Here is a 13,240-nt window from a genome sequence, read left to right on the forward strand (position 1 = left end):
TTCGGGGACCGTCCGCTCAGGCCGCCTCGGTCACGTCGGACGGTCCCCGGAAGGTGCGGCGGTAGGCGTTCGGCGTCGTGCCCAGCGAACGGACGAACTGGTGGCGCAGCGCCGCCGCGTTCCCGAAGCCGGTCTGCCCCGCGATCGTGTCCACGGTCTCGTCCGAGGTCTCCAGCAGGTGCTGCGCCAGCAGCACGCGCTGCCTCAGCAGCCAGCGGTAGGGGGTGGTGCCCGTCTCCTGCTGGAAGCGGCGCGCGAAGGTGCGGGGTGACATGTGGGTCTGGGCGGCCAGCTGCTCGACGGTCATCTCCTCGTCGAGGTTGCGCTCCATCCAGGCGAGCGTCTCGCCGACCGTGTCGCACCGGGTGCGGGGCAGCGGACGCTTGATGTACTGCGCCTGCCCGCCGTCCCGGTGCGGAGGGACCACCATGCGCCGGGCGACGGCGTTCGCCACGGCCGGGCCGTGGGCCTGCCGGACCAGGTGCAGGGCGGCGTCGATCCCGGCGGCCGTTCCCGCCGACGTGATGACCGGCCCCTCGTCCACGTAGAGCACGTCCGGCTCGACCCGGGCGGCCGGGAAGCGGCGGGCCAGCTCGTCGGAGTGGCGCCAGTGCGTGGTGCAGCGGCGGCCGTCCAGCAGTCCGGCGGCGCCGAGGACGAAGGCGCCGGAGCAGACGCTCAGCACCCGGGCGCCGCGCCCGACGGCCCGGCGCAGGGCGTCCAGGGCCTCCTCGGGGTACTCCCGGTCGATGAAGTGGCTCCCCGCCGGTACGGCGATGAGGTCGGCCTCCTCCAGCCGCTCCAGTCCGTGGGGGGTGGTGAGGGTGAAGCCCGCGTGGGTCCGCAGGACCGGCCCCTCGGCGGACACGACCGCGAAGTCGTACACCGGCAGTCCGTCCTCGGACCGGTCGAGTCCGAACACCTCGCACACGACGCCGAGTTCGAAGGGATGGATCTCGTCGAGAAGCAGGGCCGCGACATTCTTCAGCATGGCGCCAGTGTGGCAGCAATTCGATGGTGAGTGGCAGTCCTGCCACTCACCAAATCCCTTCGCACGGGCGACAGTAGAGCCATGAACACATTCCTGAGCTACCTGGTCATAGCCGCACTTTTCGCCCTCGTCCTGCTGCCCGCGCTGGTCGGCCTCGCACGGGAGCGCCGCATCGACCGCGCCCTGCGGGACGCGCGGCGCGGCAGAGGGGCGACGCCCCCGCGGACGGCGGGCGCCGCACAGCCGGTCACGGCCGCACGGCGCCCGTACGTCAGGTCCTGGGCCAGGATCTAGAAGTCGTCGTCGAAGCCGACGGTCCCTTCCACCGCCACCTGGTAGGCGGAGGGACGGCGCTCGAAGAAGTTGGTCAGCTCCTGCACCCCCTGGAGCTCCATGAACGAGAACGGGTTCTCGGAACCGTAGAGCGCGGGGAAGCCGAGCCGGGTCAGCCGCTGGTCGGCGACGCACTCCAGGTACTGGCGCATCGACTCGGTGTTCATCCCCGGCAGGCCCTCGCCGCACAGGTCCCGGCCGAACTGCAGCTCCGCCTCGACGGCCTCCCGCAGCATGTCGGTGACCTGCTGCTGGAGCTCGTCGTCGAAGAGGTCGGGCTCCTCCTTGCGGACGGTGTCCACGACCTCGAAGGCGAAGTTCATGTGCATCGTCTCGTCGCGGAACACCCAGTTGGTGCCCGTGGCGAGACCGTGCAGCAGACCGCGCGAGCGGAACCAGTAGACGTACGCGAAGGCGCCGTAGAAGAAGAGCCCCTCGATGCACGCGGCGAAGCAGATCAGGTTGAGCAGGAAACGCCGGCGGTCCGCCTTCGTCTCCAGCCGCTCGATCTTCTCGACCGAGTCCATCCACCGGAAGCAGAACTGCGCCTTCTCACGGATGGAGGGGATCTCCTCGACCGCGTCGAAGGCCGCCGCGCGGTCCTCCGGGTCGGGGAGGTAGGTGTCGAGCAGCGTCAGGTAGAACTGGACGTGCACGGCCTCCTCGAACAGCTGGCGCGACAGGTACAGCCTCGCCTCGGGCGAGTTGATGTGCTTGTAGAGCGTGAGCACCAGGTTGTTGGAGACGATCGAGTCGCCCGTCGCGAAGAACGCGACCAGCCGGCCGATCATGTGCTGCTCGCCCGGTGAGAGCTTGGCGAGGTCGGCGACGTCCGAGTGGAGATCGACCTCCTCGACCGTCCAGGTGTTCTTGATCGCGTCCCGGTAGCGCTCGTAGAAGTCCGGGTAGCGCATCGGGCGCAGGGTCAGCTCGAAGCCGGGGTCCAGCAGGTTCTTGTTCTCGGATGTGCTCATTACTGGCAGGCCTCGCAGGACTCGGGGTTTTCCAGGGAGCAGGCGATCGCGTCCGCGTCGGGTGCCGAGGCCTGCTGTACGGGGATGGGGGCGGCGGCCGTCGTCCCGGACGCCGCGCGGGCGATCCGGGTCGCCGGACGTGAGCGCAGGTAGTACGTCGTCTTCAGCCCCCGCTTCCAGGCGTACGCGTACATCGAGGAGAGCTTGCCGATCGTCGGTGTCTCCAGGAACAGGTTCAGCGACTGGCTCTGGTCGAGGAACGGCGTACGGGCCGCCGCCATGTCGATCAGGCCGCGCTGCGGGATCTCCCACGCCGTGCGGTACAGCGCCCGCACGTCCTCGGGGATCCAGGAGAAGCCCTGCACGGAGCCGCTGGCCTCGCGCAGCGCCTCACGGGTCCGCGCGTCCCAGACACCGAGCTTCTTCAGCTCGTCCACCAGGTAGGCGTTGACCTGGAGGAACTCACCGCTGAGCGTCTCGCGCTTGAACAGGTTGGAGACCTGCGGCTCGATGCACTCGTACACCCCGGCGATCGAGGCGATCGTCGCCGTCGGCGCGATGGCGAGCAGCAGGGAGTTGCGCATCCCGCTCCTCGCGACCCGGGCGCGCAGCGCGTCCCAGCGCTCCGGCCAGTTCAGCTCGGTGTCGTAGTGGTCGGGGTGCAGCACGCCGCGGGCGGCGCGGGTCTCGGACCAGGCGGGGAGCGGGCCCGAGCGCTCGGCCAGGTCGCACGAGGCCTCGTAGGCGGCGAGCATGATCCGCTCGGAGATCTTCGTGGACAGCGCGCGGGCCTCGGGGGAGTCGAAGGGCAGCCGCAGCTGGAAGAAGACGTCCTGGAGGCCCATCGCGCCCAGGCCCACCGGGCGCCAGCGGGCGTTGGACCGGCCCGCCTGCTCGGTCGGGTAGAAGTTGATGTCCACGACGCGGTCCAGGAAGGTCACCGCGGTGCGGACGGTGGCGTCCAGCCGCTCCCAGTCGAGGGTGCCGCCCGTGACGAACGCGCCGAGGTTGACCGACCCCAGGTTGCAGACGGCCGTCTCGCCGTCGTCGGTCACTTCGAGGATCTCGGTGCAGAGGTTCGACGAGTGGACGACCCGGCCCGGCTCGGCGGTCTGGTTCGCCGTCCGGTTGGAGGCGTCCTTGAACGTCATCCAGCCCTGCCCGGTCTGTGCGAGGGTGCGCATCATGCGCCCGTACAGCTCACGCGCCGGCATCGTCCTGCGGGCCAGGCCCCTGGCCTCGGCCGCGCGGTAGGCCGCGTCGAACTCCTCGCCCCACAGGTCCACCAGCTCGGGGGCGTCGGCCGGGGAGAACAGCGACCACTCGGTGTCCGCGTCGACCCGGCGCATGAACTCGTCCGGGATCCAGTGCGCCAGGTTGAGGTTGTGCGTACGCCGCTGGTCCTCACCCGTGTTGTCGCGCAGCTCCAGGAACTCCTCGATGTCCGCGTGCCAGGTCTCCAGGTAGACGGCGGCGGCGCCCTTGCGCCTGCCGCCCTGGTTGACCGCGGCGACGGAGGCGTCGAGCGTCTTCAGGAACGGGACGATGCCGTTGGAGTGCCCGTTGGTCCCCCGGATGAGTGAACCGCGGGCGCGGATGCGGGAGTAGGAGAGGCCGATGCCGCCCGCGTGCTTGGAGAGGCGCGCCACCTGGTGGTAGCGGTCGTAGATCGAGTCGAGCTCGTCCAGCGGCGAGTCCAGCAGGTAGCAGGACGACATCTGCGGGTGGCGGGTGCCGGAGTTGAAGAGGGTGGGGGAGGAGGGCAGGTAGTCGAGCCGGTTCATCAGCCCGTACAGCGCGGCCACCTCCTCCAGGGCGCGCTCGGAGGTGTCCTCGGCGAGGCCCGAGGCGACGCGCAGCATGAAGTGCTGCGGGGTCTCGACGACCTCGCGGCTGAGCGGGTGGCGCAGCAGGTACCGGCTGTGCAGCGTCCGCAGGCCGAAGTAGCCGAAGCGGTCGTCGGCGCCGTCGGCCAGCGCCCGGTCGACGAGGGCGTCGAGGGCGGTGGCGTGCAGTGCGACGAACTCGGCCGTGCGGTCCGCGATCAGTCCCTCGCGGTGTCCGACGGTGACCGACGCCGAGAAGGAGACCGCTCCCTGGCCGGCGGCCTCGTCCGCGATGGCCCGGGTGAGGAGCCGCGCGGCGAGCCGGGAGTAGGCCGGGTCCTCGGAGATCAGGCCGGCGGCCGCCTCGGTGGCCAGCGTGCGCAGCTCCGCCTCGTCCGACCGGGCGTTGCGGCCGCGCAGCGCGGCGGCGGCGACCCGTCCGGGGTCGGTGTCGGGGAGGTCGGCGGTGAGGCCGGTCAGGGTCCGCAGCAGTGCGGTCCCGGGCGCGTCGGTCGTACGGCCTTCGGATTCCGCGGCTGAAACCGGGTCTGCTGGCGCGATGGTCACTGGGGCTATCCCTCGCTCGGCTCAGGGCCTGCGGGAGCGGGGCAGCCGGACACGTGGACACCCGGGGGAGGGCAGCACGGTGCGCACGGCGTCCACCGGCCCTCCGCGGGGCCCGGACGTCTCTGCGTCCGGTTCGGTCGAGCCGGACGCACTGTCGACAGGTCTTCGGACTCCGCGGTGCGCAGAAGCACACCGATCACACCGTTGCGGGACAGTTCCGGATTCGCACCGGATTCCCCTGCGGCGACAGCGAGGTCGAGCATACATGTGGGGGCCGCCGATTGCTGCGGCCCCCACATGTAGTGTCGCGACGGGTCGGAAGGCCGGGCGGGACGCCGCCGGGGCGAGGCCGGGGACCGGGCCGGGGGCCCGTTCCGGGGCCCCTCCGGGGCAGGGGCGCCGGTGGATCCGCCGGGTGGCCTCCGCGGACGGCCGGGCTGTTCCGGGGAGTCCCACCGGCCCCTCGCACGGCCGTCCCCGGCGGGGAGAGCCCTGCCGGGGACGGGACCGTGCGCCCTACAGGCGTTCCAGCGGGGCGTGACCGCCCGGCGAGCCCTCCGTGGCCGGCGGGAGCTCGGCCTGGACGCCGGGGTCGCCGACGTCCGCCGTGTAGTCGGACGGCGCGGTCTCGTCCACACCGGCCGGGGCCTTGACGGCGTTCAGGACGAAGGTCAGCACGACCACGACGAGGATGTTCAGCACGATCGCGGTGAGACCGATGTAGCCGATCTCGCCGATGCCCGGGATCTCCTTCGAGGAGCCGCCGAAGTGCTTCTGCGTCGGGCTGGCGACACCGTACGCGGCCACCGTGCCGTAGACCATGCCGACCGCCCAGCCGGCGATCAGCGCCCAGCGGTGGAACCACCGGGTGAACAGGCCGCCCACCAGGGCCGGCATCGTCTGGAGGATCCAGATGCCGCCCAGCAGCTGGAAGTTGATCGCGACCGTCTTGTCCATGGTGAGGACGAAGGCGAGCGCGCCGACCTTGACCAGGAGCGAGACCAGCTTGGAGACCTTGGTCTCCTGGGCCGGGGTGGCGTCGGGCTTGATGAAGTCCTTGTAGATGTTGCGGGTGAAGAGGTTCGCCGCGGCGATCGACATGATCGCGGCCGGCACGAGGGCGCCGATCCCGATCGCGGCGAAGGCCACGCCCGCGAACCAGTCGGGGAACATGTTCTCGAACAGCTGCGGGATGGCCAGCTGCCCGTTGTCCACCTTGATCCCGGCGGCGATCGCCATGAACCCGAGCAGGGCCAGCAGACCCAGCATCAGCGAGTACAGCGGCAGGATCGTGGTGTTGCGCCGGATCACCTCACGGCTGCGGCTGGAGAGCGTCGCCGTGATCGAGTGCGGGTACATGAAGAGCGCCAGCGCCGAGCCGAGCGCCAGCGTGGCGTAGCCCCACTGGCCCATGTCCCCGGGCACCAGGGCGCCGCGCGGCTGTCCCGTCGCCGGGTTGGTCTGCGCGAAGGCGTCGTTGGCCTTGGCGAAGATCTCGCCGAACCCGCCGAGCTTGATCGGGATGTAGATGATCGCCACGGCGATGACCAGGTAGATCAGGCCGTCCTTGACGAACGCGATGAGCGCGGGCGCCCGCAGCCCCGAGGAGTAGGTGTACGCGGCGAGGACCGCGAACGCGATGAGCAGCGGCAGGTCCTTGACGAACCAGTGCGTGTTCTCGCCGCCGCCGACGCCCATGACGTCCAGCACGGCCTGGATGCCGACCAGCTGGAGCGCGATGTACGGCATCGTGGCGAGGATGCCGGTGAGGGCGACCGCCAGCGAGAGGCCCTTGGAGCCGAACCGGCCCCGGACGAAGTCCGAGGTGGTGACGTAGCCGTGCTTGTGCGAGACCGACCACAGGCGCGGCAGGAAGGTGAAGATCAGCGGGTAGACGAGGATCGTGTACGGGACGGCGAAGAAGCCGGCCGCGCCCGCCGCGTAGATCGCCGCGGGCACCGCGACGAAGGTGTACGCCGTGTAGAGGTCCCCGCCCAGCAGGAACCAGGTGACCCAGGTGCCGAACGAGCGTCCGCCCAGGCCCCATTCGTCGAGGCTGGCCTCGTTCTCCGCCTTGCGCCAGCGCGCGGCCATGAACCCGATGACCGTGACGGCCACGAAGAAGAAGATGAACACGGCGAGCGCGACGCCGTTCACGCCGTCCTTCATGCGGAAGCACCCCCCTTGCGGGCGCGCTGGTCACGCTGCCACAGCTTGTACGCGATCATGGTGAGCGTGGTCGAGATGAGCACCCAGAGCATCTGGTACCAGTAGAAGAACGGGATGCCGATGAAGGTCGGTTCTACCTTCGCGTACGAGTCCACCCAGAGCATCGCCACGAACGGGGCGATCAGGCAGAGCGCGATCACCACTCTGGCGGGTGTCACTGTCGGTGCTGTCGGTGGGTTCGCATCGGTTTCTTCTGGCATGTGGCGACTCCGTCCCCTCGCTGATCACCTGGTGCGACGCGCAGGAAATCTAGGCGAGAGGTCCGGCCACCGTCACCCCCCGTCCGTATTTCGGTCCTGCAACGGTCCTGTGTCATGCGAAACGGCTGGATCCTCCCGCGCGCGTGCGGGAGGATCCAGCCGTCGGTGGGTTCCGTGACCGTCTCAGTCGGTGGGACGCTTCAGGCGGGCCACGAACTTGTACCGGTCGCCCCGGTACACCGAGCGCACCCACTCCACCGGTTCGCCGTCCCCGTCGATCGAGTGGCGGGACAGCATGAGCATCGGAAGGCCGACGTCGGTACCGAGCAGTCCCGCCTCGCGCGGCGTGGCGAGAGAGGTCTCGATGGTCTCCTCGGCCTCGGCGAGCCGGACGTCGTACACCTCGGCCAGGGCGGTGTAGAGCGAGGTGTACTTCACCAGCGAACGGCGCAGCGCGGGGAAGCGTTTGGCCGAAAGGTGCGTGGTCTCGATGGCCATCGGTTCGCCGCTGGCGAGCCGGAGACGCTCGATGCGCAGCACCCGCCCGCCCGCCGTGATGTCGAGCAGCCCGGCGAGCGTGTCGTCCGCCGTGACATAGCCGATGTCCAGCAGCTGGGACGTGGGTTCCAGTCCCTGGGCGCGCATGTCCTCCGTGTACGAGGTCAGTTGCAGCGCCTGGGAGACCTTCGGCTTCGCGACGAAGGTGCCCTTGCCCTGGATGCGTTCCAGCCGGCCCTCGACCACCAGCTCCTGGAGTGCCTGGCGCACCGTGGTGCGCGAGGTGTCGAACTCCGCGGCCAGGGTCCGCTCGGGCGGCACCGGGGTGCCCGGAGGCATGGTGTCCGTCATGTCGAGGAGATGGCGCTTGAGCCGGTAGTACTTGGGGACGCGTGCCGTGCGCGCGCCCGCGGCCGCGCCGGTCCCACTCGTACTGCTGCCCCCGTCGGCACCCATGGCCCGCCTTCCCGACTGCTGCGTTGCTGCCGTCACCGGCTCCTCCGTCTGTCGCGGCTCACATGGTGGCACGGCCTCGTCACGGGTCGTCGCCCTCCCTCAGGTGTCGGTCCGATAACGGACGCGAGTGCACTTCTTATACACCCTTGACACCCCTAAAGGTCTAGGCCAAGCTCCCGGTACTGGTCTAAACCATTAAAGACCAGGTCCCAGACCCACAGGTAGCGCCAGGCGTACGTCTTCGCGGTGGGCGGGGGGTTGCTGGTATCCCTGAGGAGGGTGTGGCATGAAGCGCAAGCTCATTGCGGCCGTTGGCGTCGCAGCGATGATGACCGGAATCGCGGCGTGTGGTGGGGACAGTAATGACAACGCCGCGAAGGACCCGAAGGACCGAACGGAGAGCCTGACGGTCTGGCTGATGGTCGACGCGCAGAGCACCTGGCCGGAACTGGTCAAGGACGTCAACGCGCAGTTCAACAAGAAGTACCCGAAGGTCAAGGTCAACGTCCAGTACCAGCAGTGGGCGGACAAGGCCAAGAAGCTCGACACGGCCCTCGGCGGCGACAAGTTCCCGGATGTCGTCGAGCTCGGCAACACCGAGACGATGCAGTACATCCTCAACGGCGCCCTGGCCGAGATCGACCCCAAGAAGTATGACAACTCGGACACCTGGATCAAGGGTCTGAAGGACACCTGCACCTTCGAGGGCAAGCAGTTCTGCGTGCCTTACTACGCGGGCGCCCGTGTCGCGATCTACAACAAGGACATGCTCAAGAAGGGCACCGGCAGCGACGTCCTCCCGCAGACCGAGGACGAGATGCTCGCCGCACTCGACAAGGTCTCGGCCGAGTACAGCAAGAAGGACAAGCGCTTCTCGTCCCTCTACCTGCCGGGCCGTTACTGGTACGCGGCCATGTCCTACGTCGCGGGCTACGGCGGCTCCATCGCCGAGTACGACGAGGGCGCGAAGGAGTGGAAGGGCAACCTCTCCTCCCCCGAGTCCCAGAAGGGCATCGAGCACTTCGTCAACCTGGTCAAGAAGTACAACAAGGCCGACCAGACCAAGGACGAGCAGGACCACGCCAACGTCATGGCCAACGAGAAGGCGGCCCTGATCTACGGCAACGGCTGGGAGGCCGGCTCCGTCGTCGACGGCGCCAACAACGGCAACCCGAAGCTGGAGGGCAAGATCGGCACGGCCGGCATGCCCGGCCCGAACGGCAAGGCCCTCCCGTCCTTCATCGGCGGTTCGGACCTCGCGGTGACCGCCAAGTCCAAGGTCACCGACCTGGGCGAGGAGTGGGTGTCGCTCTTCACCAGTGAGAAGTCGCAGGAGGTGCTCACCTCCAAGAACATCCTCCCGAACAACGAGAAGCAGCTCGAGCCGCTGAAGTCCAAGCCGGAGACGGCCGCCGTCGCCAACGCGGTGCCGGACGCCTGGTTCACGCCGATCGCGCCGGGCTGGACCTCCATCGAGAAGGAGGAGGTCCTGGAGAACATGCTCCTGGAGATCCTCAAGGGCGCCTCGGTGGCCGACGCCGCCAAGAAGGCCGACGACAAGGTCAACGAGCTCATCAACAAGTAGTCCCCGGGCCTTCGGCTCTCCAGGCGGGGGTCCGGCGAACACCGGGCCCCCGCCTCCTTTTCAGGTAGAACGCCGTGATTCCCGGGTGCAGACCCCCGGAATCCCGATGGAAGGTCAGTCACGTGGCTGCTGCCGACACCAAGGCCGCCGGTCCACCGGTACCCGTACCGCGTGTCCCGGAGAAGACCGGGAACCCGCCCTCCGAGCAGGAGACCGCCGGGCCGCGCCCGAAGAAGCGGCGGAAGAAGGGGGAACTCCTCCCCTACCTCCTGATCCTGCCGGCGATCCTGGCGATCGCCGCCGTCTACGTCTACCCGCTGATCAAGACCGTGATCATGTCCTTCCAGGACCTGGGGCGGGCGGCCCTCTGGGGCAACGGCGAGACACCGTGGGTCGGCTTCGAGCAGTTCACCAACATCCTCGGTGACCCGGAGTTCTGGTCGGTCGTCGGCAGAACCGTCGTCTTCATGACCATCTGCGTCGTGCTGACCATGGGCATCGGCCTGCTCATCGCCCTGATGATGCTGCGGCTGTCCACCTGGGTGCGGCTCGTCCTCACCGTGGCCCTCATCGCCGCCTGGTCCATGCCGCTCATGGTCGCCGCCTCGGTCTTCCGCTGGCTCTCCGACTCCGACTACGGCCTGATCAACACCCTGCTCGCCGACATCACGGGCGACGAGGACCGGTGGCTCGGCCACAACTGGTTCCTCGACCCCTGGCAGGGCTTCGGCATCATCACGCTCCTGGTCGTCTGGGGCGCCATCCCGTTCGTCGTGATCACGATGTACGCGGCCCTCACCCAGGTCCCCAAGGAACTGGAGGAGGCCGCCTCCCTCGACGGGGCCACGGCCTTCGGCGTGTACCGCTTCGTGACCTGGCCCGTCATCAAGCCCGTCTTCACGATGGTCGCCACGCTCTCGGTCATCTGGGACTTCAACGTGTTCGGCCAGATCTGGCTGCTGCGGGGCAACAAGCCCGAACCCGAGTACGAGACCCTCGGCCTCTACTCCTTCTCCAAGGCGTTCGAGTCCACCTCCTTCAGCCAGGGCAGCGCGATCGCACTGATCACCGTCCTGATGCTCTCCGGCGTCGCCGTGTACTACCTGCGCCAGCTGATCAAGACGGGAGAGGTCGAATGAGCGCCTCCACGCCCACGAACGCGCCGGCCCAGGTCCTGCGGCCCGACCGCAAGCGGAACCGCCTCGGCTACAACATCCTCGCGCTGGTCACGGCCGGGGTCATGGCCTTCCCGGTCTACTGGCTGATCGTCAGCTCGCTGCGCCCCAACCACGAGATCCGGTCCTACGACCAGACCCTGTGGCCGTCCTCCCTCACCTTCGACAACTTCGCGCGCGCGGTGAAGCAGGACAACTTCGCCACGGCGATCCAGTCGAGCCTCATCGTCTCGGTCACGGCGGTCGTCGGCGGGATGATCATCGCGACCCTCGCGGCCCTCGCCATCGGACGCTTCCGCTTCTTCGGGCGGAAGGCGCTGATGATGGTGATGATCCTCGTCCAGATGCTGCCGCCGACCGCGATGCTGATCCCGATCTACCTCCAGCTCAACGCGCTGGGCGGCATCGACGAGTACTGGGGACTCATCGTCGTCTACCTGGTGTCCACGCTGCCCTTCGCGACCATCATGATCCGCGGGTTCGTGATCAACATCCCGGTGGAGCTCGAGGAGTCCGCGATGGTGGACGGCTGCACCCGCATGGGGGCCTTCCGCCGGGTCATCTTCCCGCTGCTGGCGCCCGGCCTCGCGGCCGCGTCCATCTTCGCGCTGGTCAACGCCTGGAACGAGTACCTCTTCGCGTACATCCTGATCAACGACAACTCCAAGTACACGCTCAACGTGTGGCTGATGACGTTCACGACGGAACGCGGTACGGACTACGGCGCGCTGATGGCGGCCTCCACGCTCATCTCCATCCCGGTCGTCATCTTCTTCATGATCATCCAGGGGAAGATGGCTACGGGGCTCACCTCCGGCGCCGTGAAGGGATAACGCAGCCCCATGACCACACTCGTATCCACCACGGACACCGTCACCCGCGACGCGCTCGCCGTCCTCCAGCCTGGCTTCACCGGCACGACCGCCCCCGACTGGCTCCTGCGCAGGGTCGGCGAAGGCCTGGCCTCCGTCGGGCTGTTCGGCCGGAACATCCACTCGCCCGAGCAGCTCGCCTCGCTGACGGCCCGGCTGCGGGCCGAGCGCGACGACGTGCTCGTCGCCATCGACGAGGAGGGCGGCGACGTCACCCGGCTGGAGGTCCGCGACGGATCGTCCTTCCCCGGCAACTTCGCCCTCGGCTCCGTCGACGACGTCGACCTGACCAGGGCCGTCGCCCGGGAGCTCGGCCGACGGCTGGCCGAGTGCGGGGTCAACCTCAACTGGGCGCCGTCCGCGGACATCAACTCAAACCCGGCCAACCCGGTCATCGGTGTGCGCTCCTTCGGCGCGGACACCGGGCTCGTGGCCCGTCACACCGCCGCCTACGTCGAGGGGCTCCAGGCCGCCGGTGTCGCCGCGTGCACCAAGCACTTCCCCGGGCACGGCGACACGGCGGTCGACTCGCACCACTCGCTGCCCCGCATCGACGTGGACTCCGAGACCCTGCACGCCCGTGAGCTGGTGCCCTTCAGGGCCGCCGTCGCGGCGGGTTCCAAAGCGGTGATGAGCGCCCATATCCTGCTCCCCGCACTGGACCCGGACCGGCCCGCGACCCTGAGCCCGCAGATCCTCACCGGTCTGCTGCGCCGGGAGATGGGCTACGACGGGCTGATCGTCACCGACGGCATGGAGATGGACGCCATCGCCGGCACGTACGGCATCGAGCGCGGGTCCGTCCTCGCCATCGCCGCGGGCGCGGACGCCATCTGCGTCGGCGGCGGGCTGGCCGACGAGGAGACGGTCCTGCGGCTGCGCGACGCCCTGGTGGCGGCCGTGCGCGGCGGCGAACTGCCCGAGGAGCGGCTGGCCGACGCGGCCGCACGCGTACGGGCCCTCGCGTCCTGGACGCAGAGGGTCAGGGGGGCTGTCCCGGAGCCGGGCGCGGACACGCAGGAGGGGACCGCGCCCGGCGCCGGAGCGGACGTCGGACTCGTCGCGGCCCGCCGGGCCGTGACCGTCACGGGCACCGCCGGGCCGCTGAGCGGGCCGGCGTACGTCGCGGCCTTCACCCCGGTGGCCAACATCGCGGTCGGCGCCGAGACGCCGTGGGGCGTCGGGGCCGAGCTGACCCGGCTGCTGCCCGGCACCCTCACGGGCACCTACGGTGCCGGGAGCGCGGAACCCGCGGCCGAGGTGCTGAAGGCGGCGGGGGAGCGGCGCATCGTCGCCGTCGTCCGCGACGAGCACCGGCACGCGTGGATGGGCGCGGCACTGGACGCGCTGCTCGCGGCACGCCCCGACACGGTCGTGGTCGAGATGGGCCTGGCCGTCGCACCGCCCCGGGGCGCGCCGCACATCGCCACGCACGGCGCCGCGCGGGTCTGCGGCGTCGCGGCGGCCGAGGCGATCACGGGGGCGCTGGACGGGTGAGCACGGGGCGGCGGGGTCCGGGACACCTGTCCCGGAC

General features: G+C 69.5%; 11 protein-coding genes and 1 riboswitch. Of the genes, 5 read left to right on the forward strand and 6 right to left on the reverse strand.

Annotated elements, in window-relative coordinates; all coding sequences use genetic code 11:
* Nucleotides 1-16 precede the first annotated feature (16 nt).
* A complete protein-coding gene (locus ACFVS9_RS29130) occupies nucleotides 17-991 on the reverse strand; it encodes a GlxA family transcriptional regulator (protein ID WP_389937122.1) in 975 nt (324 codons plus the stop codon).
* An 81-nt stretch (nucleotides 992-1,072) separates the two neighbouring features.
* Between ACFVS9_RS29130 and ACFVS9_RS29135 the strand changes: the two genes are divergently transcribed.
* Entirely contained in the window at nucleotides 1,073-1,285 is a 213-nt protein-coding gene (locus ACFVS9_RS29135; protein ID WP_383118619.1) for a hypothetical protein, read from the forward strand.
* Here ACFVS9_RS29135 and ACFVS9_RS29140 read toward each other — a convergent pair.
* The 5 genes from ACFVS9_RS29140 to ACFVS9_RS29160 form a co-directional block, all read right to left on the reverse strand.
* Nucleotides 1,282-2,298 carry a ribonucleotide-diphosphate reductase subunit beta gene (locus ACFVS9_RS29140; protein WP_383118620.1) on the reverse strand — a complete coding sequence of 339 codons (1,017 nt, stop codon included), beginning with the start codon at nucleotides 2,296-2,298 and terminating at the stop codon, nucleotides 1,282-1,284. The two genes, ACFVS9_RS29135 and ACFVS9_RS29140, sit on opposite strands and share 4 nt — an antisense overlap.
* Nucleotides 2,298-4,691, reverse strand: coding sequence for a ribonucleoside-diphosphate reductase subunit alpha (locus tag ACFVS9_RS29145; RefSeq protein ID WP_389937126.1), 2,394 nt, complete (start codon nucleotides 4,689-4,691; stop codon nucleotides 2,298-2,300). The genes ACFVS9_RS29140 and ACFVS9_RS29145 overlap by 1 nt, the downstream gene beginning before the upstream one ends.
* Before the next feature lie 138 nt (nucleotides 4,692-4,829).
* A riboswitch (cobalamin riboswitch) is annotated at nucleotides 4,830-4,966 on the reverse strand.
* 241 nt (nucleotides 4,967-5,207) lie between these two features.
* A complete protein-coding gene (mctP, locus tag ACFVS9_RS29150; RefSeq protein ID WP_383118622.1) occupies nucleotides 5,208-6,860 on the reverse strand; it encodes a monocarboxylate uptake permease MctP in 1,653 nt (550 codons plus the stop codon).
* Nucleotides 6,857-7,120, reverse strand: coding sequence for a DUF3311 domain-containing protein (locus ACFVS9_RS29155; RefSeq protein ID WP_389937130.1), 264 nt, complete (start codon nucleotides 7,118-7,120; stop codon nucleotides 6,857-6,859). Before ACFVS9_RS29155 ends, mctP begins: the two co-directional genes overlap by 4 nt.
* A 183-nt stretch (nucleotides 7,121-7,303) precedes the next feature.
* A complete protein-coding gene (locus tag ACFVS9_RS29160; RefSeq protein WP_383118628.1) occupies nucleotides 7,304-8,074 on the reverse strand; it encodes a GntR family transcriptional regulator in 771 nt (256 codons plus the stop codon).
* A gap of 286 nt (nucleotides 8,075-8,360) precedes the next feature.
* On the opposite strand from ACFVS9_RS29160, the gene ACFVS9_RS29165 reads away from it, so the two are divergent.
* The 4 genes from ACFVS9_RS29165 (at nucleotide 8,361) to ACFVS9_RS29180 (ending at nucleotide 13,203) form a co-directional block, all read left to right on the forward strand.
* Nucleotides 8,361-9,659: a sugar ABC transporter substrate-binding protein gene (locus ACFVS9_RS29165; protein WP_383118624.1), complete on the forward strand. Its 1,299-nt coding sequence runs from the start codon at nucleotides 8,361-8,363 to the stop codon at nucleotides 9,657-9,659.
* A 122-nt stretch (nucleotides 9,660-9,781) separates the two neighbouring features.
* Nucleotides 9,782-10,798 (forward strand): carbohydrate ABC transporter permease, encoded by a 1,017-nt coding sequence (locus ACFVS9_RS29170; protein WP_383118625.1) that lies wholly within the window; start codon nucleotides 9,782-9,784, stop codon nucleotides 10,796-10,798.
* Nucleotides 10,795-11,667, forward strand: coding sequence for a carbohydrate ABC transporter permease (locus tag ACFVS9_RS29175; protein ID WP_383118626.1), 873 nt, complete (start codon nucleotides 10,795-10,797; stop codon nucleotides 11,665-11,667). The genes ACFVS9_RS29170 and ACFVS9_RS29175 overlap by 4 nt, the downstream gene beginning before the upstream one ends.
* A gap of 9 nt (nucleotides 11,668-11,676) precedes the next feature.
* Nucleotides 11,677-13,203 carry a glycoside hydrolase family 3 protein gene (locus tag ACFVS9_RS29180; protein WP_383118627.1) on the forward strand — a complete coding sequence of 509 codons (1,527 nt, stop codon included), beginning with the start codon at nucleotides 11,677-11,679 and terminating at the stop codon, nucleotides 13,201-13,203.
* Nucleotides 13,204-13,240: the final 37 nt, after the last annotated feature.

Source organism: Streptomyces sp. NPDC058008 (assembly GCF_042886395.1).
GTDB lineage: Bacteria > Actinomycetota > Actinomycetes > Streptomycetales > Streptomycetaceae > Streptomyces.